This window comes from Pseudomonas sp. 7-41 (assembly GCF_021233075.1).
Taxonomy (GTDB): Bacteria; Pseudomonadota; Gammaproteobacteria; order Pseudomonadales; family Pseudomonadaceae; genus Aquipseudomonas; species Aquipseudomonas veronii.
This window is the reverse complement of sequence record NZ_CP089551.1, coordinates 144,083-168,846: the sequence shown is the minus strand read 5'-3', so window position 1 is coordinate 168,846 and position 24,764 is coordinate 144,083. Positions and strand designations below refer to the sequence as shown.

Here is a 24,764-nt window from a genome sequence, read left to right as displayed (position 1 = left end):
GCTATCGGGGGCAAGCCCCCTCCCACATTTTTACCGCAGCGTCTGTTGGTGCAGCGGTGAAACACGCCGTGCGATCCGCATACTGGCGGTAAAACCCCACGCCGATGGCAGCCACGAACTGTCGTGGACACGGGAAGATATCTACCGCTGAAGCATTTTCCCACAGCCCTGCAGATCCAAATGTGGGAGGGGCAAGCCCCCTCCCACATTTTTACCGCAGCGTCTGTTGGTGAAGCGGTGAAACACGCCGTGGGATCCGCATACTGGCGGCAAAACCCTTCGCCGATGGCAGCCATGAACTGCCGTGGACGCGGGAAGATATCTACCGCTGAAGCATTTTCCCACAGCCCCGCAGATCCAAGTGTGGGAGGGGGCTTGCCCCCGATTGCGGTGTGTCAGCTAGCGGATTGGGCACTGATTCACCGCTATCGGGGGCAAGCCCCCTCCCACTTTTTACCGCAGTATCTGTTAGAGAATCGGTGAGATAAGCCGCGCGACCCGCATGCCCAGTTGTTGTAGGCGGCGGGTTTCGCGGCTTTCTTCCTGGCTGACTTCATGGGCCAGGGCGAAGTCATCGAGCAGCATGTGTTCCACTTGCTGGGCGAAGGCTTCATCGACGGTCAGCAACATCACCTCGAAATTCAGGCGGAACGAACGGTTGTCCATGTTCGCACTGCCGATGGCGCTGATTTCGCTGTCGACCAACACCACTTTCTGGTGCAGAAACCCCGGCGTATAGCGGAACACCCGCACCCCGGCGCGCACCGCTTCGATCGCGTAAAGGCTGGAGGCGGCATACACGATGCGGTGGTCGGGCCGCGACGGCAGTAGCAGGCGCACGTCGACCCCGCGCAGCACCGCCAGGCGCAGGGCGGCAAACACCGCTTCATCCGGGATGAAATACGGGCTGGTGATCCACACCCGTTCGGTCGCGGCGTGGATCGCTTCGACAAAAAACAGCGAGCAGGTTTCATAAGGGTCGGCCGGGCCGCTGGCGAGCAATTGGCAGAGCACGCCGTTTTCGGGGTAGGTGTCCGGCAGGATCAGCGGCGGCAGTTCCCGCGCCGCCCAGAACCAGTCTTCGGCAAACGATTCCTGCAGGCACGCCACCACCGGGCCGGTGACCTGCACATGGGTATCGCGCCACGGTGCCAGCGGCGGCTTTTTGCCCAAGTATTCATCGCCGACGTTATGCCCGCCGACAAACCCGGTGATGCCATCCACCACCACGATCTTGCGGTGGTTGCGGAAGTTGACCTGGAAGCGATTGAGCCAGCCGCTGCGGGTGGCGAACGCCTTGACCTGCACCCCGGCGTCGCGCAGCGTTTGTGCATAGTGAGAGGGCAGGGCGTGGCTGCCGATGCGGTCGTAGAGCACGTAGACGGCGACGCCTTGGGCGGCTTTTTCCTTCAGCAAGGCATGCAACTGCCGACCGAGCTCGTCGTCATGAATGATGAAGAACTGGAACAGCACGGCGGTTTTGGCGCGGCGAATTGCCTCGAAGATCGCACTGAAGGTGGCGTCACCATTGATCAGCAAACGCACTTCATTATTCGCCAGGCACGGCATGCGGCCCAGCTTCGGCATCGCCCGCAAGGAGGCGTAGGCGCTGGAGTTGCGCGCGGCCAGGGCTTCCTCGACCCACGGGCGCCAGTTCAGCTCGTTGATCGCAGTGTGCATTTCCTGGTTGGCCTGGCGCCGCGCCTGGATGTACGCATCGAAGGTGCTGCGGCCGAAGATCAGGTACGGGATCAGTGTGAGGTAGGGTATGAACATCAGCGACAACGCCCAGGCAATCGAGCCTTGGGCGGTCCTGACGGTCAGCACTGCATGGATCGCGGCGAGCGTCCCGAGAAAATGCAGCGTGGCGATGAAGTAGGCGAGCAGGTGCGGGCCAAAAAAATCCATGGACGATGGTACTCCAGGCAATCCAGTGCCTAACAGACCATGTTCGGTCAGGAATGTCGCTATTTTATTTGCCGTGCAACACTGGCGCTTTTGTGGCGTCTAATGCCCACAATTATCCAGGAGTTACCCGATGAATGCTCGTCTGCTAGGTTTGGCCATGGTTATTGGTTTGTCGCTGCCCGTGGCGGCCCAGGCGCAGATGCTGGCGCCTGGTTTGTGGGAATTGACCACGAGCAACATGAAAGTGGATAACCAGGACCTGCCGGATTTGTCATTGATCCTCGGTCAGCTCAAGCAACAAATGACCCCCGAACAGCGCGCCATGCTGGAGAAACAAGGCATCACCATGGCCGGTAAAGGCGTGCAGGTGTGCCTCACCCCCGCCCAGGTCGCCTCCGACGCGATCCCGCTGACCGATCCGCAGTCGGGCTGCAAACAGCAAGTGACCGACAAGAGCGGCAACCAGTGGAAATTCCGTTTCAGCTGCCCGAAAGCCCAGGGCACCGGCGTGGCCACCTTCCAGAGCCAGAAGGAATTCACCACCACGGTCAACGGCACCTTCAATGCCACCGGCATTCAGCAGAAGGGCAGCCTGGACAGTCACGCCCAGTGGCTGGGGGAAAACTGCGGCAGCGTCAAACCACGCGCTTAACGCTGAAAGTGCAGGGGCAGGCCCTGGCAGCTGTCGACCACCTGGCCGGTGTGCCAGGCCAATTGGCCCGACACCAGAGTGGTGCTGACGCTGTGGCGAAAGCGGCGCTCGGCGAACGGTGTCCAGCCGCAGCGCGCCAGGATCGGCTGGCTGCTGACCGGCTTGCCTTCGGGTTCGGGTTTGATCAGCACCAGGTCGGCCCAATAGCCTTCACGCAGGTAGCCACGGTCCGGGATCGCGAACAGGTCGGCGACGCGATGACTGGTTTTCGCCACCAGGGTGGTCAGCGGCAGCAGCCCATCGGCCACCAACTCCAGTAACGCCGGCAACGCATGTTGCACCAGGGGCAAACCCGACGGCGCCTCACCATACGCCAACTGCTTTTGCGCCCAGGTATGCGGTGCATGGTCGGTGCCGATCACATCCAGCCGCTCGCCGAGCAGGGCCAGGCGCAAGGCGTCGCGGTCGGCGCGGGTCTTGATCGCCGGGTTGCATTTGATCTGGTGGCCCAGGCGGTGATAGTCGCGGTCGTCGAACAACAGGTGATGGACGCAGACCTCGGCGGTGATGCGTTTCTGCGCCAGCGGCTGGTCTTCGAACAACGCCAACTCGCGGGCGCTGCTCAGGTGCAACACATGCAGGCGCGTGCCGTGGCGCTTGGCCAGTTCCACCGCCAGTGAAGACGAGCGATAACAGGCTTCGGCATCGCGGATCAGCGGGTGGGCGGCGGCAGGGAGGTTGTCGCCGAAACGCTCGCGCAAGCGCTGTTCGTTGGCCTGGATACTCGGCGTGTGTTCGCAGTGGGCCAGCAGGATCGTCGGCACATCGGCGAACAGGCGCTCCAGAATCCGTGGATCGTCCACCAGCATGTTGCCGGTGGACGCGCCCATGAACACTTTGACCCCGGCCACTTGCCGCGGGTCGAGCGCGGCGACGGTGTCGAGGTTGTCGTTGCTGACGCCGAAGTGAAAACCGTAGTTGGCCACCGAGTGCTGGACGGCGCGGCGTTTTTTGTCGGCCAGCGCTTCCAGGGTGAGGGTGGCCGGCCGGGTGTTGGGCATGTCCATGAAACTGGTGATGCCGCCGGCCACCGCTGCACGGGATTCGCTGTAGAAACCGCCTTTGTCCGGCGCGCCGGGTTCGCGAAAGTGAACCTGGTCATCGATCATCCCCGGCAGCAGCCATTGACCGTGGGCGTCGATTTCCACAGGCGCCGTGTGCCCCGTGATGCTGCTGGCGATCTTCTCGATACGGCCATGGGCGACCAGCACGTCGGCGTCGAATACCTGGCCTTCATTCACCAGTCGGGCGTTGCGGATCAACAGGCGGCTCATGCTTCAGAACTCGTTTTGCAGGGCTTTGTAACCCTGCACCAGATCGACGTTGGTACGCGCTACGTCCTCGGAAAACTCCGACGCGCTGACGCTCACCGGCGGGAATTGCGACAGGTCGGTGTTGGGCCCGATGCGGGTGGTCGAAGGCACGTAGAACGCGGCGGGCAAGTCGCGGCCGTCGACCACCGAGTTGTGGCGCACCACGCAGCCGTCGCCGACGGCGCAGTTGAACAACACGCTGTTGAAGCCGATGAACACGCGGTCGCCGACGCTGCAGGGGCCGTGGACGATGGAGCGGTGGGCGATGGAAGTGAACTCGCCGATAGTCACCGCCGCGCCGGATTTGGAGTGGATCACCACGCCGTCCTGGATATTGGAGTTGGCGCCGATGGTGATCGGGTCCATGTCGCCGCTGGCGTCGACTTCGTCCGCGCGGATCACGGCGTAGGGGCCGACGAATACGTTCTCACCGATGATGACCTTGCCGCAGATGATCGCGGTTTTATCGACGTAGGCCGATTCGGCAATCACCGGCAGATCACCGGATGGGTTCTTGCGGATCATGGTTTGCCCAACGCGGCGCACAGGGTGTTGAGGTTGTATTCGAACAGCCCGATAAAGGTGCTGGCCGGGCCTTCTGCGGCGAGGGCGTCGGAATACAGCGTGCCGCCGATCTGCGCGCCGCTTTCGCTGGCGATCTGTTTGAGCAGGCGCGAGTCCTTGATGTTTTCAATGAACACGGCTTTGACCTTGTCCTTGCGGATCTGAGTGATCAGCGCGGCGACTTCGGCGGCGGAAGGCTCACGCTCGGTGGACAAACCCTGAGGCGCGAGGAACTGGATGCCATAGGCCTGGCCCAGGTAGCCGAACGCGTCATGGGAGGTGACGATGCGGCGGTTGCCTGCTGGCAGTGCGCCGAACTTGGCCTTGGCCTCGGCGAGCAAACGGTAGATGTCTTTCAGGTACGCCTGGCTGTTGCGCAGGTAGTCGGCCTGGTTGGCTGGGTCGGCGGCCACCAGCGCCTTGGTGATGTTGTTCACATAGATTTCGGCGTTGGCCAGGTTATGCCAGGCGTGCGGGTCCGGGATGGTTTCGCCGTCTTCTTCCATGGTGTGGGAAATCACGCCTTTACTGGCGGTAACCACGGTGGCGCGGGTTTCGGTGCTGGTCACCAGGCGGTCCAGCCACGGCTCGAAGCCGAGGCCATTTTTAATGATCAGCTTGGCCTTGAGCAGCGCCTTGGCGTCGTCCGGGGTCGGCTCGTAGGTATGAGCGTCGGCGTCGGGGCCGACCATGTTGCTGATCTGGATGTGTTCGCCACCGATCTGGTGGGTAATGTCGTCGAGAATACTGAAGCTGGTCACCACCTGGAGTTTGTCGGCGGCCTGGGCCATGGACAACGGCAGTAGCAGACTGAACAACACGAGTAGAGCACGCATCGGGAGACACCTCATTGGGATGACAGCAAGGGCGGGCGGCGCAGCAAGCCATGCACCGGACCGAAGATCACGGACAGCAGGTACCCACCGCCAGCCACCAGCACAATCGCCGGGCCGCTGGGCAGTGAGTAGTAGAACGAGAGCAACAAGCCAAGCCACACCGACAGGCATCCCAGCACTGCCGATACCGCGATCAGCACCGGCAAGCGCCGGCTCCAGAAGCGGGACGCGATGGCCGGCAACATCATCAAACCCACCACCATCAGCGCGCCGATGGCCTGGAAACCGATCACCAGGTTCAGCACCACCAGGGTCAAAAACAGCCCGTGGGCCAATGGGCCGAGGCGGCTGACGGTTTGCAGGAACAGCGGGTCGAGGGTGTCCAGCAGCAGCGGTTTGTAGATCAGCACCATGGCGACCAGGCTGAAACCGGAGACCCAGAGCATGCCGGTCAAGGTGGTTTCGTCGACGGCCAGGGCCGAGCCGAACAGCAGGTGCAGCAGGTCCAGGCGCTTGCCGGCAAGGCCGAGGATCAGCACACCGGCGGCGAGGGAGATGGGGTAGATGGCGGCCAGGCTGGCGTCTTCGCGCAGGCCGGTGCGACGGGTGATCCACGCGGCCAACCCCGCCATGCTCAGGCCGGCGCCGAGGCCGCCGATGGTCAGCGCGGGCAGGCTCAGGCCGGCGAACCAGAAACCCAGGGCGGCACCGGGCAGGATGCCGTGGGCGACGGCGTCACCGATCAGGCTCATGCGCCGCAGGATCAGGAACACCCCCAGCGGCGCGGTGCTGCAAGCGAGCACTAGGCCGCCGATCAAGGCGCGGCGCATGAACACGAAGTCGAGAAACGGCATCCACAGGTGGGCGGTGAAGTGCATCAGGCCACCTGCATGTGCGGTTGCGGGCGGATCAGTTCTTTGCTCGGCCCGAACAGGCAGCCCGTGCTTTTGATCTGCACCACTTGCTGGGTGTGTTGACGCACGGAGGCCAAGTCATGACAGACCACGACCACCGTGCGGCCCTCGTCATGCCAGGCGTGGATATGTTTCCAGCACAGGGCCTGGCCGTCTTCGTCGAGGGCGGCGTGGGGTTCGTCGAGCAGCAACACCGGCGCTTCGGCCAAGCTCATGCGGGCGAGCAGGGCGCGTTGCAGTTCGCCGCCGGACAAGGCCATCAACGGGCGCTGTTCCAGGCCGCTGAGGCACCAGTCTTCCAACACGGCGTGCAGGCGTTCGCTGCGTTGTTGCGGGGTGAGTCGGGTGCCCCAGAAACCGGCGGCGACCAGCTCTTGCAAGCTGATGGGGAACTGCCGATCGAGGTGTTGTTGCTGGGGCAGGAAGGACACGCCGCCGCGACGCGGCACATCCACGCGGATTTTGCCCGCCAGCGGTTTTTGCAGGCCGGCGATGACTTTGAGCAGGCTGCTTTTACCGCAGCCGTTGGGGCCGATCACACCAGTAAGGCTGCCGGTTTCCAGGGTGAAGTCCACGGCGGGTGTCAGGGGTTGGCCGGGGGCACCCCAGCGCAAAGCGGTGCAGGTGATCATGCTGAGTGTCTCGTCCAACGGCTTTCAGCCACGGCATCGTGCGCGTGCAGGCTTTCGGCGTGGATCACTTTGAGGTGGAAGGCTTGGACGGCATCCGAGCGTTTCAAGGCGAGGTTCAGGCGGCGGGCGGCGTCTTCGCAGAACATCAGGTTCTGCCCGTTGGCCAGGGCGAAGGCTTGTTCGTCCGCACGTTTCACCGCGGTTTGCACGGCGGTGCCGAGGGCGGCTTCGGCGGTATTGATCAACTCGGTCAGCGCCAGCTGCTCGCCGCGTAACTGGACGCGCAGTTGCGCGCTGCTGCGCTGGCTGTGGGGCGTGGCGACGATGCCGTTGGCGCTGCCGAGCCAGGTCAGCACATCGGCATGCTGCAACGGCGTGTTGCCGAAATCTTCGAGAAATTGCTGCTGAATCAACTGCCTGGCGAGGGCCGCCGAGCACGGGCAGGTTGAGGAATAAGTCACCTCAATGTTTAGTTCCACGTGGAACATCTGGTTTTCCACGCGCGCTTCGATACTCACCGGGTAGCCCTTCCAGCCAGCCAGTGGGCTGACCAATGCCGGGCGCTTGAGCAGCAGATCGGTGTGGATACGCAGGTAGGCGTTATTAGATAAACCTTCATGACTGTCGAGAAAACGCTGCAGTACCTTACGCAGAAGTGCCGGAGTCAGTGGCTGCTGGTCGAGCATCTCCAGCGCCAGGTACAGGCGCGACATATGAATGCCACGGGCGGCACCGTCGTCCAGGCTGACGCCGGCATCGGCCGTGGCGGCGAGGCGTTGGTCGTCGATCAAAATAGGCAAGGCGATGCCGCACATGCCCACCCAGTCGAGCGGCAAGGCTTGGCGTGAAGCCTGCGCGGCGATATCCGGCAGAGTCAGCGCATTCATGAGCAGGTCCATCGTTGGCGATAAAAAAGACATGTTATATTATAACTATTGAGTCGACGATGAATTTTCTGCTCCGGCCTTTTTTCAGTCATGTCGAGTAAGGACGCTCCTTTATTTGCGGTATTTGTCATGCACAGACGTCAGCTCCTCAACCTGCTCCTGGTCAGCCCGCTGTTCACCTTGCCCTTCACCGCGTCGGCCACGCAGATTCGCAACGCCCGCCTGTGGCGCTCGGACGACAAGCTGCGGCTGGTGTTCGACCTCAGTGGCCCGGTGAACTACAAGACTTTTTCCCTGACCGCGCCGGAACGCCTGATCATCGACCTGAGCGGCGCCGGGCTCAGTGGCGACTTCTCTCAGTTGGTCTTGAAAAACAGCGGGATCACCTCGATTCGCTCTGGGCACTTCGGCAAGGCGGATACGCGCATCGTGCTGGACCTCGCCACACCGATGCAGCTCACCAGCTTTTTGTTGCCGCCCCAGGATGGGCAAGGGCACCGCCTGGTGCTTGATCTCACCAGCGCCACCCAGGTGCCTCACGCGATAGCGGCCGCACCCCGGCCGCTGGTCGACAGGGCGCACCCCAAGCGCGACATCATCGTGGTGGTCGACCCCGGCCACGGCGGCAAGGACCCCGGCGCTATTGGTTCCAAGGGCCAGCGCGAAAAAGACGTGGTGCTGTCCATTGCGCAATTGCTGGCCAAACGCTTGAAGCGCGAGAAAGGTTTCGATGTGAAGCTGGTGCGCAACGATGACTTCTTCGTGCCGCTGCGCAAGCGCGTGGAGATCGCCCACAAACACAACGCCGACATGTTTATCTCGGTGCATGCGGATGCGGCACCACGGATCACCGCGTCGGGGGCTTCGGTGTATGCCTTGTCCGAAGGCGGTGCCACCTCGGCCACGGCGCGGTTCATGGCGCAACGGGAAAACGGCGCCGACCTGCTGGGCGCCACCAGTCTGCTGAACCTCAAGGACAAGGACCCGATGCTGGCCGGGGTGATTCTCGACATGTCGATGAACGCCACCATCGCTTCCAGCCTGCAACTGGGCAGCTCGATCCTGGGTAGCCTGGAAGGCATCACCTCGTTGCATCAGAAGCGTGTGGAACAGGCCGGGTTCGCGGTGCTCAAGTCACCGGATGTACCGTCGATCCTGGTGGAGACCGGGTTTATCTCCAATGCGCGGGACAGTGCGCGGCTGGTCACGGCGCGGCATCAACAGGCGGTGGCGGAGGGTTTGTTCGCCGGCCTGCAGCGCTATTTCCAGAAGAACCCGCCGGTGAACAGCTACATGGCTTGGGTCCAGGAACAGAAACACAACCAGGCCTAACAGCCGGTCACACGGCTGCAGGTGAACGTGGCGCTGGCGCCACCGGAGCTGGAAAACCGGTTGATCGTGGTCCAGCCCACACGCCGCGTGTAGCCGACCCACGCTTCACCGTCCGAGGCCAAGCCGGTGAAGAACGTCAGTTGCCCGTAGCGGCTGTTGGTTTGCGCCCAATAGCGCCTGCCGATCGCCTCGAAACCGCGCAGATACGTGGTGCTGCCAACCGTTGCCACGCTGTAGGCATTGCCCAGCGGATCGACGCAGGCCAGCAGGTTGGCGCTGCGCGTGCAATTGGCCGACAGGCTCGGCACCTGGGCACAGGCCTGGGTCGTGATGAGCAACAGCAGGCTACAGAGTAGATATTTCATAGGTTTCTCGATGTAGACAGGCGCCAGCATTGCTCCGTTGGTCATGATGAGCAAGCGGGGGATTGGCTTATTTGTGTTGTTATAATATAACATTAAGTACAGCCCGGCTTGAACGGGCGGCCTGATGAGAATGACCTGATGCCCAATCGTCTCCCCGTTACCGTGTTGTCCGGCTTTCTCGGCGCCGGTAAAAGTACGCTGCTCAACTATGTCCTGCGCAACCGCGACAACCTGCGGGTGGCGGTGATCGTCAACGACATGAGCGAAATCAACATCGACGGCGGCGAGGTGCAGCGCGACGTCACCCTCAACCGAGCCGAAGAAAAACTGGTGGAGATGAGCAACGGCTGCATCTGCTGCACCTTGCGTGAAGACCTGCTCGAAGAGGTCGGAAAACTCGCCAGGGACGGTCGCTTCGATTACCTGTTGATCGAATCCACCGGCATCTCCGAGCCGTTGCCCGTGGCCGAAACCTTCACCTTTCGCGATGAAAACGAGCAGAGCCTGGCCGATATCGCGCGCCTGGACACCATGGTCACCGTGGTCGACGGCATGAACTTCCTGCTCGACTATCAGGCCGCCGAAAGCCTCGCGTCGCGGGGCGAAACCCTTGGCGAAGAAGACGAACGCTCGATCACCGACCTGTTGATCGAGCAGATCGAATTTGCCGACGTCATCCTGATCAGCAAAATCGACCTGATCGGCCGCCACGAACGTGAGGAACTGATGGCCATCCTCGAACGCCTGAACGCCCAGGCCGAGATCATTCCGATGGTCATGGGCGAAGTGCCGCTGAACAAAATCCTCAACACCGGCCGCTTCGACTTCGAACGTGCCGCCCAGGCCCCCGGCTGGCTGCAGGAACTGCGCGGCGAGCATGTGCCGGAAACCGAAGAGTACGGCATCGCCTCCACGGCTTACCGCGCGCGCCGTCCGTTCCATCCGCAGCGCTTTTTCGAGTTTATCGACCGCCCTTGGGTGAACGGCAAACTCCTGCGTTCCAAGGGCTTTTTCTGGCTGGCCAGCAAGCCGCAGGACGCCGGCAGTTGGTCCCAGGCCGGCGGCCTGATGCGCCATGGCTTTGCCGGACGCTGGTGGCGTTTTGTGCCGAAAAGCCAGTGGCCGCAGGACGAAGAAAGCGTCGCCGCGATCATGGGCCACTGGCAAGCAAGCACCGGCGATTGCCGTCAGGAACTGGTGTTCATCGGGCAGAACATCGACTTCGCGCAGATGCGTACCGAACTGGACGCCTGCCTGCTGACCGATGAAGAAATGGCCCTGGGCGTCGACGCATGGCGCTTGCTGGCCGATCCTTTTGGCCCTTGGTATGAAGAGGCGGCCGCCTGATGCTGGCACCGCTCATCCCCCTGCGCCCGGTGATCCGCCAGACCTGCGGCGACACCCCGCTGGCGCTGTCCGAGATTCTCGAAGACGGCGTCAACCTGGCGCTGTGGCAGCGTCAATTGCCGTTGCACATCGCCGAGTTCGGCGCCTTGCTGGTGGCGCTCGACGAGCCGTTGGCCGAGTCGCTGGTCATCGAGTTGGCCAGCGACGACGCGGTGCCGAACGTGCAGGGATTAGCCGCCTGCTGCCGCGATCTTGAGGGTTACGAAGGGTTTATCGCCGATGTGTCGTGGCTGATCGGCGCGTTTGCCTGCCTGCTTGGCGCCCGTCGGATCGGCGTGCGTTTGCGCCTGTTGGACAAAGCCATGTGCCCGCGCTTTCACGTCGACCATGTGCCCGTGCGCCTGATCACCACCTATGCCGGCATCGGCAGCCAATGGTTGCGCGAAGGCGTGATGGACCGCCGCCAGTTGGGCCAGGCGGATGCCGAGCCCAGCGAGCGTATCGAGCAGATTCACTGCGGCGAAGTGGCGTTGCTCAAAGGGACGAAGTGGCATGGCAACGAAGCTCACGGCCTGATTCACCGCTCGCCGCAGCTTAAAGCCGATGAGCGACGGTTAATTCTGACGCTGGATTGGCTGGCATAACCGCGTAGGATCAAACGCTCTACACGGCTTGAATGATGCCCTCTATGCTGCAGAACATTCCTACTCATGTGATTGCCGGGCCCCTGGGCGCCGGCAAGACCAGCCTGATCAAACACCTGCTCGCCCAACGCCCGGCCAACGAGCGCTGGGCGGTGTTGATCAACGAATTCGGGCAGATCGGTCTGGATGCGGCCTTGCTGACCCAGGCCGACGACGGCATTGCCCTGGGCGAAGTGGCGGGTGGCTGCTTGTGCTGTGTGAATGGTGCGCCGTTCCAGGTCGGACTGGGCCGCTTGCTGCGTAAGGCCAAGCCGGACCGCCTGTTTATCGAACCTTCGGGGCTCGGGCACCCGGTGCAGGTGCTCAAGCAATTGCGCGAGGCGCCATGGCAGGATGTGCTCGCGGTTCAGCCCTGCGTGCTGGTGCTGGATGCGCAAGCCCTGGCGGCGGGCAAACCATTGCCGGAGGCGCAGCGCGAAGCACTCGCCAGCGCCGGCCTGTTGGTCCTGAACAAGGATGAGACGTTGGACGCCGCACAGCGCGAGGCGATCGAACGACAGTTAGTCGAGGTTCCGTTTTACTGGACGCGTCAGGCGCAATTGCCACTGCAGCTTTTGCCAGGCCTGAACGCACAGGCTGCAGCGGCTGTGGATAACTTCGTGGCGCCCAAGGGCGTGGCGCAAATGCCGGCGGTGTGGAGCGATCCTGCGTTGCCGATCTGCTTGAGCCAGGCCCAGGAGGGCGGCTGGAGCATCGGTTGGCGCTGGCATCCGAGCCAGTCATTCGATCACCAGCGCCTGGCGCAATGGCTGACACACCTGGATTGGCGCCGCGCCAAACTGGTTATCCACAGCACCGACGGCTGGATCTCCGGCAACGCTGTGGATAACAGCCCACTCGTCTGGCAACCCAGCGAATGGCGGCGTGATTCGCGTATCGAACTGATTTTCAGCGCGCCACAGGACGTGGCCGCGCTACAGCAGGCGCTGGCCGCCTGCCGTCATTGACGGTGCTTGGCGTGGTCCTGGCGCCACTGGCTGAGTTCGATCACGTCGGCGCTGGGTAGCGGCGTCTTGATTTCGAACGGGTAGGGCGCCAGTTCGATCTGCGCGCTGTGGGCGCCGAACTGGGTGATGGTCCCGGGGTGGCGGGTTTCGCCGGTCACGGTGAATTCGAAATTGTAGATGCGCGCCAGGCGTCGCCGTCCTTTGGCATCCTTCACAAAACCGATGCGTTTCAAGGCCACGGCACCGTCGAGCAACTCGATATCGAGCTTGGCGCAATGCTGCTTGACCCGCTCCAACGCGCGCTCGCGCAGGCCGTGGTTGTGCCATACCCAGGCGGCGCCGGTCGCCAGCAGCATCAACACGAAGATGTTTCCCAGGGTCAGCATGCGAAAAAAACTCCAACGAAGTGAGAGCAGCTTAACTGTGTCGTTAGCCTGTCGTACAGGCTGTGTTTGGTCGCATACTGCGCGACCAGAATTTCAATGGTTTTACGGAAATCCCCTGCATGAAACGCACACCTCATCTGCTTGCGATCCAGTCTCATGTGGTCTTTGGCCACGCCGGAAACAGCGCCGCCGTGTTCCCCATGCAGCGGGTCGGGGTGAACGTGTGGCCGCTCAACACGGTGCAATTCTCCAACCACACCCAGTATGGCCAGTGGACGGGCGAAGTGTTAGCGCCGCAGCAGATTCCAGCGCTGGTGGAGGGTATTGCGGCCATCGGTGAATTGGGCAACTGCGACGCCATACTCTCCGGCTACCTCGGCAGCGCGGCTCAGGGCCGGGCGATCCTCACCGGCGTGGCGCGGATCAAGGCGATCAACCCCAAGGCCCTGTACCTGTGCGACCCGGTGATGGGCCACCCGGAAAAGGGCTGCATCGTGCCGCAGGAAGTCAGTGATTTTCTGTTGGACGAAGCCGCTGCCATGGCCGACTTCCTGTGCCCCAACCAGCTGGAACTGGACAGCTTTTCCGGGCGCAAGCCGCAATCGCTGTTCGACTGCCTGGGCATGGCCAAAGCCCTGCTGGCACGCGGCCCCAAGGCCGTGCTGGTCAAGCACCTGGATTACCCGGGCAAATTGCCGGAAGGCTTTGAGATGCTGCTGGTGACAGCCGAAGGCAGCTGGCACCTGCGTCGGCCGCTGCTGGCGTTTCCCCGCCAGCCGGTGGGCGTGGGCGACCTGACCTCAGGGTTGTTCCTGGCGCGGGTATTGTTGGGCGACAGCCTGGTGGCCGCTTTCGAGTTCACCGCGGCGGCGGTGCATGAAGTGCTGCTGGAAACCCAGGCCTGCGCCAGTTATGAACTGGAGCTGGTACGTGCCCAGGATCGCATCGCCCATCCCCGCGTGCGTTTCGAGGCCACGCCGATCGGCCTGTAACTACACAAAACCCAACGTGGGAGGGAGCAAGCCCCCTCCCACATTTTGCTTGGGTATACAGCCTGGTGCTTACAGCGCGTCGGCTTTGATTTCCTGGTAGCGCTTTTCCAACTCCTGGCGGATCTGCCGGCGTTGCTGCGCCTGCGCAAACCGGCGGCGGTCTTCGCTGTTGTGCGGTTGCAGTTGCGGCACGGCGGCGGGTTTGCGCTGGTCGTCCACGGCGACCATGGTGAAGAAGCAACTGTTGGTATGGCGCACAGAGCGCTCGCGGATGTTTTCGGTCACCACCTTGATGCCCACCTCCATCGAGGTGTGGCCGGTGTAGTTGACCGATGCGAGGAAGGTCACCAACTCGCCGACGTGGATCGGTTCGCGAAAAATCACTTGGTCCACCGACAAGGTCACGACATAACGCCCGGCATAACGGCTCGCGCAGGCGTAGGCCACTTCGTCGAGGTACTTGAGCAGGGTGCCGCCATGGACATTGCCTGAGAAGTTGGCCATATCAGGGGTCATCAGTACCGTCATCGACAGCTGGGCGTTTCCGGGTTCCATAGCACACTCACGGGTTAGGCATTGGTGGGGAGGCACCTCTGTGGATGCTCGAGTCATTGCAGCGCCATCTCTTACGGGACGCCGGTAGGCGGCTTGCCGTCACGCCTGCAGCGATCTGTTTCCATATATTGCACCGGCTTTTCGGCGGAAGTCGCGGTGTTAACCTTCAAAAGCCTTTCTAAGGGCATTTCTTACGATCAAGGCAGACTTTTCCTTCCGCTCTTTACGAAGTTTCAAAGGCGCGGTGGACGTGGGAAAAGCGCCAGTACCCTCAAGGAGCCCCTCGCCATGCACGCCATCAGCTTTATCCAGGATCTGGCCGTGATCATGTTGGTGGCTGGGGTCGTGACTATCCTGTTTCATCGCCTCAAGCAGCCGGTGGTGCTCGGTTACATCGTCGCCGGGTTCATCATTGGCCCCCACACGCCGCCGTTCGGCCTGATCCACGATGAAGACACCATCAAGACCCTCGCCGAACTGGGGGTGATCTTCCTGATGTTCTGCCTGGGCCTGGAGTTCAGCCTGCGCAAGCTGTTCAAGGTGGGAGCCACGGCGTTTATCGCGGCCTTCCTGGAAATCGTGCTGATGATCTGGATCGGCTACGAGATCGGCCGCTGGTTCGACTGGAACACCATGGACTCGCTGTTCCTCGGCGCGATCCTGGCGATTTCCTCGACCACCATCATCGTCAAGGCGCTCAACGACCTGAAGATGAAAGACCAGCGCTTCGCCCAACTGATTTTCGGCGTGCTGATCGTCGAGGACATCCTCGGCATCGGCATCATCGCCTTGCTGTCGAGCATCGCCGTCAGTGGCACGGTCAGCTCCGGTGAGGTGTTTTCCACGGTCGGTAAGCTCTCGCTGTTCATGATCGTCGCGCTGGTCATCGGGATTTTGCTGGTGCCGCGCTTGCTGGCCTACGTGGCCAGGTTCGACAGCAATGAAATGCTGCTGATCACCGTGCTGGGCCTGTGTTTCGGTTTTTGCCTGCTGGTGGTCAAGCTGGAATACAGCATGGTGCTGGGGGCGTTCCTGATCGGCGCGATCATGGCCGAATCCCGCCAGTTGATTAAGATCGAGCGCCTGATCGAGCCGGTTCGCGACATGTTCAGCGCAATCTTCTTTGTCGCCATTGGCTTGATGATCGACCCGCAGATCCTGCTGCAATATGCCTGGCCGATTGCCGTGATCAGCGTGGCCGTGGTGCTGGGCAAGATGTTGTCCTGCGGCATGGGCGCGTTTATCGCCGGCAATGACGGCCGCACCTCGTTGCGCGTTGGGATGGGGCTGTCACAAATTGGTGAGTTTTCCTTCATCATCGCGGCGCTCGGCATGACCTTGCAGGTGACCAGCGACTTCCTCTACCCGGTGGCGGTCGCGGTGTCGGCGATCACCACATTGCTCACCCCATACCTGATTCGCGGCGCCGACCCATTGTCGCTGAAGATTGCCGCCGTGATGCCCAAGCGCATGAGCCGGGTATTTGGCCTCTATGGCGAATGGCTGCGCAGCATTCAGCCCCACGGCGAGGGGGCGCTGCTGGCGTCGATGATCCGCAAAATCGTGCTGCAAGTGGGGGTGAACCTGGCGCTGGTGGTGGCGATCTTCTTTACCGGCAGTTACTTCGCGCTGCGAATCGGCGGGTATCTGGAGGGCTGGATCAGTGATCCAAGCTGGCAGAAGGCGTTGATCTGGGGCGCGGCGTTGCTGTTGTCGCTGCCGTTCCTGATTGCGGCGTACCGCAAGCTCAAGGCGCTGTCGATGCTGCTGGCGGAGATGAGCGTCAAGCCGGAAATGGCCGGGCGGCATACCCAGCGCGTGCGTCGGGTGATCGCCGAGGTGATCCCGATTTTGTCGTTGCTGGTGATCTTCCTGCTATTGGCGGCGTTGTCGGCGAGTATTCTGCCGACCAACAAGTTGCTGGTGCTGATCGCCGTGGTCGCGGCGGCGGTGGCGGCCGTGCTCTGGCGGTGGTTCATCCGCGTGCATACGCGGATGCAGGTCGCTTTGCTGGAGACTCTGGATAACCACAAGGATACGCCGGAACACTGAGGAGGCTGGGCCGCCCCGCGCGCGAGCCGCAGGTGTCAGCTTTCCAGCCAGACGTCCCGTGCCCAGTGCCACACCGACTCCCAGGTTTCTTCGGTGACGAGTTCTTCTTCGGCGCACCACAGCACTACGGTGCCGTCTTCTTCGACGCAGTAGTAGTCGTCGCCGTCCTGGCAGATCGGGATCATGCTGCGGTCAACACCGGCATCCCAGGCGTTGGCCGCCACATCCGGCAGGTAGGTGTGGGACTGCGGGTCGGTGACGGTCACCGGCTCCAGGCTGCCGTACACCACGTCGCTGACGGTTAGCAGGAATTCGCGGAAGACAAACGGGATGTCGATGAACAGCTGTTCCTCGATTTCCACCAGTTGGTCTTCATCAGGCAGTTCCAGAGGAACCGGAACCGGTTCGTTGGCTTCACGCAATTGTTCGATGACTTCTTCCACGGCCGGGATCCTCTTGCTAGATGGCGCGGTTTACAGGGGCGTTTTATACAGTAGCTCGCTATAAGTGCAACCGTGAAATAGAAAACCCCGGAACATGTCCGGGGTTTTGCTTACGGCTTGTTCAAGCGTGTGGCTATCAGCCGTTCTGGCGGATACCGGCGACCAGCCAAGGCTGGTTGTCGCCTTGGGCGCGTTCCATGTTCCAGCTTTCGCTGAACACTTCGCCCTGGTCGAAACGCGAGGTCTTCGACACACCGCTGAACGTCAGGGTGGCGATGGTCTTGTCGGCGCGATCGTCCACACCTTCGAGCTGCACGCGCAGGTCGTCGATGTAGGTCGACTGGAAGCCGTCGCCCAGGTCGGCGCGTTCGCGCTTGAGGAACTCGAGCAGTTGCGGGGTCACGAACTCGGAGATTTTATCCATTTCGTTGGCGTCCCAGTGCTGCTGCAGGGACTGGAAGTGGCTGCGGGCCGCTTCGACGAAACGTTCTTCGTTGAACCAGGCCGGCGCATTGATCACCGGGCGGGCAGCAGCAGGTGCGGCCGAACCACCGAAGATCGAACCCATGGCTGGCTTCTGCTCGAACACTTCACGCTGCATCGGCGCGCCGGCTGGAGCCATGTGCTCCTGCTGCTTGCGACGACGGGCGGCGATGAAGCGGAAGATCAGGAAGGCGATGACCGCCATGATCAGGATGTCGAAGATCTGCATGCCCTGGAAGCCGCCGCCCATGAACATGGATGCGAGCAGGCCACCGGCGGCGATACCGGCCAGAGGGCCCAACCAGCGCGAAGCACCGCCGGCCTTGGCGGCTGCGCCAGCGGCACCGGCCGCGCCGGCAGTGGCGGCAGCACCGCCGACGCCGGCGGACGGAGCCATTTGGCTGGTCTGGTGAGTTGGTGCCGAGCCTATGCTTTTGCCGCCACCGAAGCGTTTGGCGTTGGCATCGAGGCTCATCGTCAGGCCAATGCACAGCGCCATGGCGATGCTAAGAAAACGTTTCATAAAGGGAATTCCCATTTGTGGATTGCACGCGCGCCATGTTGCACAGGTGTCGTGACAGTGGCTAGCGACATAATGTTTCGGGCTTTTGCGTAAGACAGAATCCGAAGGGTCTGTAGGACTAGTTACAGATATTGGCCCGCGCGCATCAAAAACAAGGGTGGACGCGAAACCTTCATGCTGAACCGTCCTTCTGTCTGTAGGAGCGAGCTTGCTCGCGAAGATCGCCAACGATAACGCGGGCATCCTGGATGAGACGCGTTGTCTGAGGGTTTTTCGCGAGCAAGCTCGCTCCTACAGGGGGAAGGGGTCAGCGTGTCAGACCGCTTCGAGCTTCGCGTAACCCATCATCAGCCACTTGCTGCCCTCGGCGAAGTTCACCTGCACCCGTGCCTGGGCGCCGGCGCCTTCGAAGTTGAGGATCACCCCTTCGCCGAAGATCGCATGCTTGACCTGCTGGCCAAGGCTGAACGGGGTTTCCGGGATCTCGGAACCGGCAAACAGGCTGCTGGAGTTCTGCTGCTGTCCGCCGCCGAACGGGCGACTGACGCTGTTGGACAGGCGCACTTCCTGGATCAGCCCCTTCGGCACTTCCCGCACGAAGCGCGACACCTTGTTGTAGGTCTCGCTGCCATACAAGCGACGGGTCTCGGCGTAGGTCATCACCAGGTTCTGCATCGCCCGGGTAATGCCCACATAGGCCAGGCGGCGTTCTTCCTCAAGGCGGCCGGGCTCTTCCAGGCTCATCTTGTGGGGGAACAGGCCTTCTTCCATGCCCACCAGGAATACATACGGGAACTCCAGGCCCTTGGCGCTGTGCAAGGTCATCAGCTGGATGCTGTCTTCATGCTCATCGGCCTGGGTATCACCGGCTTCCAGCGACGCATGGCCGAGGAACGCGGCGAGCGGGGTCAGTTCTTCATCGGCCTCGGTGTTTTCAAACGCGCGGGCGGCGCTGACCAGTTCCTCAAGGTTTTCCACCCGGGCCTGGCCTTTCTCGCCTTTTTCCGCTTCGTGATAGGCAATCAGCCCGGACTGCTCGATCACGGTCTGGGTCATCAAATGCAGGGGCATGTCCGCGCACTTGGCCGTCAGGTTCTCGATCAGCTCGACAAACACACCCAACGCCCCGGCAGCACGGCCGGTCAGGCCTTTATTGGCGATCAGCAAGCGCATGGCTTCCCACATCGACACATCGGCGTGGCGCGCATGGTCGCGAATCGCTTCAACGGTTTTTTCGCCGATGCCGCGGGCCGGGATATTGATCACCCGCTCCAGCGCCGCATCGTTGCCGCGACCTTCCAGCAAACGCAGGTAGGCCATGGCGTTCTTGATTTCGGCGCGCTCGAAGAAGCGCTGGCCGCCGTAAATACGGTACGGGATGCGCTCGCGCAGCAAGGCTTCTTCCAGCACCCGCGATTGGGCGTTGGAACGGTACAGAATCGCGATGTCGCTGCGCGCCAGGCCGGTTTTCAATGCGCTTTCGATGGTTTCCACCACGTAGCGCGCTTCGTCGTGCTCGTTGAACGCCGCGTACAGGTTGATCGCTTCGCCTTCGCCGCCGTCGGTCCACAGCTCTTTGCCCAGGCGCCCGGTGTTATTGGCGATCAAGGCGTTGGCGGCCTTGAGGATCCCGGCGGTGGAGCGGTAGTTCTGCTCCAGGCGGATGGTGACCGCGTCCGGGAAGTCTTCGGAATACTGGTAGATGTTCTCGATTTTCGCGCCGCGCCAGCCGTAGATCGACTGGTCGTCGTCGCCCACCACCATCAGGCTGTCGCCGCCCTTGGCCAGCAGGCGCAACCAGGCGTACTGCACGGCGTTGGTGTCCTGGAACTCGTCGACCAGGATGTGCCGGAAGCGTTTCTGGTAATGGGCCAGCAGGCCGGGGTTATCGCGCCACAGGTCGAGGGCGCGCAGCAGCAGCTCGGAGAAGTCGATCACGCCGGCGCGCACGCAGGCCGCTTCGTAGGCTTCATAAATGCTGCGCATGGTGGCCAGGAACAAATCGCCGCTGGCCTGGATATGTTGCGGGCGTAGGCCTTCGTCTTTCTGGCCATTGATGAACCATTGGGCCTGGCGCGCCGGCCAACGCTGTTCGTCGAGGCCCAGCTCGCGGATCACGCGCTTGACCAGGCGTTGCTGGTCATCGCTGTCGAGGATCTGGAAGGTCTGGGCCAGGCCCGCCTCCTGCCAATGCGCCCGCAGCAGGCGGTGCGCCAGGCCGTGGAAGGTGCCCACCCACATGCCGGCCGGGCTGATGCCCATCAACTGCTCGATGCGGTGGCGCATCTCGGCAGCGGCCTTGTTGGTGAAGGTCACCGACAGGATCGAATGCGGGGACGCGTTCTCGACCTGGATCAACCAGGCGATACGGTGTACCAGCACTCGGGTTTTACCGGAGCCAGCACCGGCCAGGACCAACTGACGGCCAACGGGGGCCGCTACGGCCTGGCGTTGGGCATCGTTGAGGGAATTCAGCAAAAGGGAGAGATCATCGCGCATCGGCGCATTCTATGGCCCGCGGGGGAGTGGGGCAAATCCCATTGGCGGATGGCCGACGGAAAACCTGCGGCGCGTTCCGGGGCGAGCACGCGTTCCGGCGGGGCTGATGACTGGTTGGTCATGGGCCACAGGCCGCGCCGCGTCTCGCTCAAGCCGTCTGGCCCCGAGGTTTGCGCGGTACGCCTCGCTGGTTTTTATGACGCGCAGCAGTTTGGCCCGAGCGCTTGCTTGTGTATGCTCCGTCGACGTTTCGGGCTCACCATTATAAGAACACTGCCTATGACCCTCAGCACCGACCTGTTTAGCCCCATGGCGGCGCCCGCGCAGGTTATCCGAAAACACTACGCTACCGAGATGGCGGTCGAACGCACGCGTCTGCTCTACCAGGGTTCGCTGCTGCCGACCTTATTGATGCTGGTCAACGGCCTGGTCTGCGCCTGGTTGATCTGGAACCCCAAACATTACCTGCTCGACAGCATCTGGCTGGTCTGGCTGCTGGCGCTGGTCGCGCTGCGCGTGATCCAGGTGGCCGCCTTCGACTCGGCGATGCCCAGCCGCCAGGCCCAACCGATCTGGCGGCGCATGTTCATGCTCGGCTCGGCGGTCAGCGGCCTGACCCTGGCCATCGCCGCCATCGCCCTGGTGCCGGCGGACAGCTTTACGCAGCAAGCCTGGGTGTTCGGCCTGATCGGTGCGGCGACGTTGTCCGCCAGCGTCGCCTATGCGGTGAGCCTGCCGGCGTTCCTGTCATTCGCGCTGCCGTGCCTGGTGCCGGCCATTGTCTATCTCTTCTGGAACGGCGCCGCGCAGCAACAGGGTTGGGGTGTGCTCGGCCTGATCCTGCTGGCGTCCTTGAGTGTGGTGGCGTGGCAGGTCAACCGCCTGATCCAGCACGGGCTGTTGCGGCGCTTTCAGAACCAGGCGCTGATCGAGCATCTGCAACAGGCACAGCAGCGCAGTGAACAGTTGAATCAGGAGCTGGTGCGCGAAGTCGAGCAACGCCGCCAGGTCGAGCAGGAACTGCGCGAAGCGCAAATCGGCCTGCAGGACCGCGTGGCGCAACGCAGCCAGGAACTGGACGCCGCCAGCCTGGCCCTGAATAAAAGCGAAGCGCGCCTGGCGATGGCTCTGCAAGCCAGCGAACTGGGCCTGTGGGACTGGAATCTGCAAACCGACGAGGTCCACCACACCCAGCTCAAGGAACTGTTCGGCCTGGAGCCCGAGTTCGTCACGGCGATGCTCAGCCACCTCAAGCCGCGCCTGCACCCCGACGACTTGCCGCTGCTCAAGCGTGCCCTGGTGGAGCATCTCAAGGGCCGCAGCGAGGACTATCTGGTGGAATACCGGGTGCGCCATGGCGATGGCCACTGGGTGTGGATCGAAGACCGCGGCCGCGCCGTGGAGCGTGCGCCCAGCGGTCGCGTGACGCGCATGCTCGGCACGCGCCGCGACATCAGCGCAAGCAAGGCGCTGGAGGAACAGCAACGCCTGGCCTCGACCGTATTCGAAGCGGCCAGCGAAGGTATTGTGATCCTGGACCCGGACTACGCGCTGCTCGCCGTCAACCAGGCCTTCAGTCGCGTCACCGGCTTTGATATCGACGACATGCTCGGGCGCAATGTGGTGGAGTTGCCGTGCAGCCGCGACGCTCGGCGGCACTTTCCGCTGATCCGCCAGGCGCTGCTCAGTCACGGTACCTGGCAGGGCGAGCTGGTGGAAACGCGCAAGAACGGCGAACTGTACCCGCAGTGGCTGCAACTGAACGTGGTGCGCGATATTCGAGGAAACGTCAGTCATATCGTAGGCTTCTTCGCCGATCTCTCGGCGCGGCGTGAATCCGAGGAGCGCATGCGCTACCTCACGCACTATGACGAATTGACCGGCCTGGCCAACCGCTCGCTGTTTCGCGAGCGGCTGCGCGAAGCGCATCAGCGGGTGCGCCAGGGCGGGCGCAGCCTGGCGTTGCTGCATATCAACCTGGACCGTTTCAAGTTGCTCAACGACAGCCTGGGCCATGATGTCGCCGACCAATTGCTGCAAAAAATGGCGCGACGTTTGATCAATGCCCTGCCCGAGGCCGACACCATCGCGCGTTTGTCCGGGGATGAGTTCGCCGTGCTTTTCGATGCCTACGGCAACCTCTCAAGCCTGGCGCGGGTGGCCACGCGCCTGCTGGCCAAGTTGCGCGTGCCGGTGACGGTGGAAGGGCATGAATTGGTGGTCAGCGCCTCGATGGGCGTCAGCCTGCTTCCGGATAATGCGCGGGAAATTTCGGCGTTGGTTAGCCAGGCGAACATGGCCATGCAACACGCCAAACACCTGGGTGGGAATAATTTCCAGTTCTACACCGACAGTCTGCAAGCCAGCACCCTGGAGCGTTTGCAGCTGGAAAACCAGCTGCGCAAGGCCATCGACGAGCGCCAGCTGTCGGTGTTCTACCAACCGAAATTGTGCCTGGCTAGCGGCAAACTGAACGCCGCCGAGGCGTTGATTCGTTGGGAGCATCCGCAGTGGGGCACGGTGCCGCCAAGCGACTTCATCGGCCTGGCCGAAGAAACCGGCCTGATCGTGCCGTTGGGTGAATTCGTCCTGCGCCAGGCCTGCTGGCAGGCTTGTGAGTGGCAGCGTCAGGGGCTGGCGCCGATACGCGTGTCGGTGAACCTGTCGGTGCATCAACTGCGTCAAGGCAAGCTGGTCAGCCTGGTGCGCCAGGTGCTGGAAGAAACCGGCCTGGACCCGCAATACCTGGAGCTGGAGCTGACCGAAAGCCAACTGCTCGACAGTGTCGAGCACATCATCGCCACCTTCCAGCAACTGCGCGATCTGGGGGTGAAGTTGGCCATCGACGATTTTGGCACCGGCTATTCGTCTCTCAGTTACCTCAAGCGCATTCCCGTGGACTACGTGAAGATCGACCAGACCTTCATCCGCGGCCTCGGCCAGGGGCGGGAAGACGCGGCCATTACCCGTGCGATCATCGCCATGGCCCACGGTTTGGCGCTCAAGGTGGTGGCCGAAGGCGTGGAAGATCAGCAACAGTTGGATTTCCTGCGCCGGGAGCGTTGCGATGAGGTGCAGGGCTACTTGATCAGCCGGCCGATGAAGGCCGAAGGGCTGGCAGATTTGTTACGGAAGAATGCGGATTTTTCCTAGAGACGTGCCTTCAGCCTTTGTGGCTACAACTTGGCTGCCCTTAGATTCAAAGGGCAGCAGGGCGATTTAGTGATGCATCGGACGGGCAAAACGGCAATTCTTGTAGTATAACTACAAGCTTGCTACATCCCTGGCGTCTGCCAATAACAAGAGTCCTGTCCTTTGAACCTGTTGCAACATATCGCCCAGTCGCGCCACCTGTTACGCAAATCGGAACTCAAGGTTGCCGACCACGTGCTGCTTGACCCTGCGGCCGTAATGCACAGTTCCATGGCCGACCTGGCCCACAGCGTGGGCATCAGTGAGCCGACCATCGTGCGCTTCTGTCGTGCCATCGGTTGTTCCGGCTTCCAGGACCTGAAACTCAAGCTGGCCCAAAGCCTGGCCGCCGGCGCGAGCTTCGGGCAGTTTGCGATTCACGAAGACGATTCCGTCGCCGACTACAGCCTCAAGATCTTCGACACCACGCTGCACACCCTGATGGAAGTGCGCGAGAAGCTCGACCCGGTGGCGCTGCAAAAGGCCGTGACGGCGATGTCCCAGGCCCAGCGTGTCGAGTTCTACGGGTTTGGCGCGTCGGGTGCGGTGGCGGCCGATGCCCAGCACAAATTCTTCCGACTGCTGCTTACGGCGGCGGCCTACAGCGACCCGCACATGCAGGCGATGTCGGCCGTGACGTTGAAACCGACCGACGTGGCCATCTGTATTTCCCAGTCCGGCCGCTCCAAGGACTTGCTGATCACCGCCAACCTGGTACGTGAAAGCGGCGCCACGCTGATCACCCTGTGCCCGAGCCAGACGCCGTTGGCGGAACTGTCCACGGTCAACCTGGCGATCGATGTCCACGAAGACACCGAAATCTACACCCCGTTGACCTCGCGCATCGCCCACCTGGTGGTGATCGACGTGCTGGCGATGGGCGTGGCCATGGCGCGCGGGCCGAGCCTGGTCAACCACCTCAAGAGCGTCAAGCGCAGCCTGCGCAGCCTTCGTCTGTCGCCCAAGTCCGTCAAAGCCCTCGACGACTGAGCGCGATACAGCGATCCAAATGTGGGAGGGGGCTTGCTCCCGATAGCGGTGGTTCAGTCGCAGATGCATCGACTGACACTCAGCCATCGGGAGCAAGCCTCCTCCCACATGTGCATGTCTCATCTGTCCAGAAGATTCATCGTCCTGTCATCCCCGCGCCGCCAAACCGTCATCCCTCGCGCCCATCC

General features: G+C 62.3%; 22 protein-coding genes. 9 read left to right on the top strand and 13 right to left on the bottom strand.

All coding sequences use genetic code 11. From position 1 onward, the window contains the following. Positions 1–468: 468 nt before the first annotated feature. Positions 469–1,908, bottom strand: a complete 1,440-nt coding sequence (gene cls, locus LQ249_RS00730) for a cardiolipin synthase (RefSeq protein ID WP_046484309.1) — start codon at positions 1,906–1,908, stop codon at positions 469–471. Between the two features lie 130 nt (positions 1,909–2,038). Here cls and LQ249_RS00725 point away from each other — a divergent pair, with 130 nt between their 5' ends. Next, a complete protein-coding gene (locus LQ249_RS00725) occupies positions 2,039–2,560 on the top strand; it encodes a DUF3617 domain-containing protein (RefSeq protein WP_017850052.1) in 522 nt (173 codons plus the stop codon). Here the strand turns inward: LQ249_RS00725 and LQ249_RS00720 are convergent. Genes LQ249_RS00720 through folE2 form a run of 6 tightly spaced genes read right to left on the bottom strand, consistent with a single transcriptional unit; the run spans position 2,557 to position 7,766 of the window. After that, the gene (locus LQ249_RS00720; RefSeq protein ID WP_232566112.1) at positions 2,557–3,894 is read right to left on the bottom strand and encodes a dihydroorotase; all 1,338 of its coding nucleotides are present in this window, start codon (positions 3,892–3,894) and stop codon (positions 2,557–2,559) included. The two genes, LQ249_RS00725 and LQ249_RS00720, sit on opposite strands and share 4 nt — an antisense overlap. 3 nt (positions 3,895–3,897) lie before the next feature. Continuing rightward, positions 3,898–4,458, bottom strand: a complete 561-nt coding sequence (locus LQ249_RS00715) for a gamma carbonic anhydrase family protein (protein ID WP_017850050.1) — start codon at positions 4,456–4,458, stop codon at positions 3,898–3,900. Beyond that, positions 4,455–5,333, bottom strand: a complete 879-nt coding sequence (locus LQ249_RS00710) for a metal ABC transporter substrate-binding protein (protein WP_017850049.1) — start codon at positions 5,331–5,333, stop codon at positions 4,455–4,457. The genes LQ249_RS00715 and LQ249_RS00710 overlap by 4 nt, the downstream gene beginning before the upstream one ends. 11 nt (positions 5,334–5,344) lie before the next feature. Further along, positions 5,345–6,211 carry a metal ABC transporter permease gene (locus LQ249_RS00705; RefSeq protein ID WP_017850048.1) on the bottom strand — a complete coding sequence of 289 codons (867 nt, stop codon included), beginning with the start codon at positions 6,209–6,211 and terminating at the stop codon, positions 5,345–5,347. Further along, positions 6,211–6,879, bottom strand: a complete 669-nt coding sequence (locus LQ249_RS00700) for a metal ABC transporter ATP-binding protein (protein WP_201021664.1) — start codon at positions 6,877–6,879, stop codon at positions 6,211–6,213. Before LQ249_RS00700 ends, LQ249_RS00705 begins: the two co-directional genes overlap by 1 nt. Next, positions 6,876–7,766, bottom strand: coding sequence for a GTP cyclohydrolase FolE2 (folE2, locus tag LQ249_RS00695; RefSeq protein WP_017850046.1), 891 nt, complete (start codon positions 7,764–7,766; stop codon positions 6,876–6,878). The genes LQ249_RS00700 and folE2 overlap by 4 nt, the downstream gene beginning before the upstream one ends. A 129-nt stretch (positions 7,767–7,895) precedes the next feature. Here folE2 and LQ249_RS00690 point away from each other — a divergent pair, with 129 nt between their 5' ends. Beyond that, on the top strand, positions 7,896–9,098 hold the full coding sequence (locus tag LQ249_RS00690; protein ID WP_232566111.1) for an N-acetylmuramoyl-L-alanine amidase: 1,203 nt from the start codon (positions 7,896–7,898) through the stop codon (positions 9,096–9,098). Here the strand turns inward: LQ249_RS00690 and LQ249_RS00685 are convergent. Beyond that, positions 9,095–9,463: a glutamine synthetase gene (locus LQ249_RS00685; RefSeq protein ID WP_108525801.1), complete on the bottom strand. Its 369-nt coding sequence runs from the start codon at positions 9,461–9,463 to the stop codon at positions 9,095–9,097. The two genes, LQ249_RS00690 and LQ249_RS00685, sit on opposite strands and share 4 nt — an antisense overlap. Before the next feature lie 138 nt (positions 9,464–9,601). Between LQ249_RS00685 and zigA the strand changes: the two genes are divergently transcribed. From zigA to LQ249_RS00670, 3 genes are read left to right on the top strand one after another with little or no spacing between them, the layout of a single operon-like run. Further along, positions 9,602–10,810 carry a zinc metallochaperone GTPase ZigA gene (zigA, locus tag LQ249_RS00680; protein WP_046484300.1) on the top strand — a complete coding sequence of 403 codons (1,209 nt, stop codon included), beginning with the start codon at positions 9,602–9,604 and terminating at the stop codon, positions 10,808–10,810. Next, positions 10,810–11,454 carry a DUF1826 domain-containing protein gene (locus tag LQ249_RS00675; RefSeq protein WP_057005203.1) on the top strand — a complete coding sequence of 215 codons (645 nt, stop codon included), beginning with the start codon at positions 10,810–10,812 and terminating at the stop codon, positions 11,452–11,454. Before zigA ends, LQ249_RS00675 begins: the two co-directional genes overlap by 1 nt. A gap of 44 nt (positions 11,455–11,498) precedes the next feature. Next, entirely contained in the window at positions 11,499–12,461 is a 963-nt protein-coding gene (locus tag LQ249_RS00670) for a CobW-like GTP-binding protein (RefSeq protein WP_108525805.1), read from the top strand. Here LQ249_RS00670 and LQ249_RS00665 read toward each other — a convergent pair. After that, entirely contained in the window at positions 12,455–12,847 is a 393-nt protein-coding gene (locus LQ249_RS00665) for a DUF3301 domain-containing protein (RefSeq protein ID WP_017850040.1), read from the bottom strand. The two genes, LQ249_RS00670 and LQ249_RS00665, sit on opposite strands and share 7 nt — an antisense overlap. 119 nt (positions 12,848–12,966) lie before the next feature. Here LQ249_RS00665 and pdxY point away from each other — a divergent pair, with 119 nt between their 5' ends. Then, the gene (gene pdxY / locus LQ249_RS00660) at positions 12,967–13,839 is read left to right on the top strand and encodes a pyridoxal kinase PdxY (protein ID WP_017850039.1); all 873 of its coding nucleotides are present in this window, start codon (positions 12,967–12,969) and stop codon (positions 13,837–13,839) included. 69 nt (positions 13,840–13,908) lie between these two features. Here the strand turns inward: pdxY and LQ249_RS00655 are convergent, their stop codons facing one another. Then, the gene (locus LQ249_RS00655; protein WP_017850038.1) at positions 13,909–14,394 is read right to left on the bottom strand and encodes an acyl-CoA thioesterase; all 486 of its coding nucleotides are present in this window, start codon (positions 14,392–14,394) and stop codon (positions 13,909–13,911) included. Between the two features lie 288 nt (positions 14,395–14,682). Here LQ249_RS00655 and LQ249_RS00650 point away from each other — a divergent pair, with 288 nt between their 5' ends. Next, complete coding sequence (locus LQ249_RS00650) at positions 14,683–16,446, top strand: cation:proton antiporter (RefSeq protein ID WP_017850037.1); 1,764 nt, start codon at positions 14,683–14,685, stop codon at positions 16,444–16,446. Between the two features lie 35 nt (positions 16,447–16,481). Here the strand turns inward: LQ249_RS00650 and LQ249_RS00645 are convergent, their stop codons facing one another. The 3 genes from LQ249_RS00645 to uvrD form a co-directional block, all read right to left on the bottom strand. After that, positions 16,482–16,889, bottom strand: a complete 408-nt coding sequence (locus tag LQ249_RS00645; RefSeq protein WP_046381602.1) for an SMI1/KNR4 family protein — start codon at positions 16,887–16,889, stop codon at positions 16,482–16,484. Between the two features lie 136 nt (positions 16,890–17,025). Beyond that, positions 17,026–17,895 (bottom strand): Tim44 domain-containing protein, encoded by an 870-nt coding sequence (locus LQ249_RS00640; protein WP_017850035.1) that lies wholly within the window; start codon positions 17,893–17,895, stop codon positions 17,026–17,028. A 315-nt stretch (positions 17,896–18,210) separates the two neighbouring features. After that, a complete protein-coding gene (gene uvrD, locus LQ249_RS00635) occupies positions 18,211–20,394 on the bottom strand; it encodes a DNA helicase II (protein WP_057005204.1) in 2,184 nt (727 codons plus the stop codon). A 279-nt stretch (positions 20,395–20,673) separates the two neighbouring features. Between uvrD and LQ249_RS00630 the strand changes: the two genes are divergently transcribed. Both LQ249_RS00630 and hexR read left to right on the top strand, forming a co-directional pair. After that, the gene (locus LQ249_RS00630; RefSeq protein ID WP_017850033.1) at positions 20,674–23,547 is read left to right on the top strand and encodes an EAL domain-containing protein; all 2,874 of its coding nucleotides are present in this window, start codon (positions 20,674–20,676) and stop codon (positions 23,545–23,547) included. 162 nt (positions 23,548–23,709) lie between these two features. Next, positions 23,710–24,576 (top strand): transcriptional regulator HexR, encoded by an 867-nt coding sequence (gene hexR / locus LQ249_RS00625; RefSeq protein ID WP_017850032.1) that lies wholly within the window; start codon positions 23,710–23,712, stop codon positions 24,574–24,576. Positions 24,577–24,764: the final 188 nt, after the last annotated feature.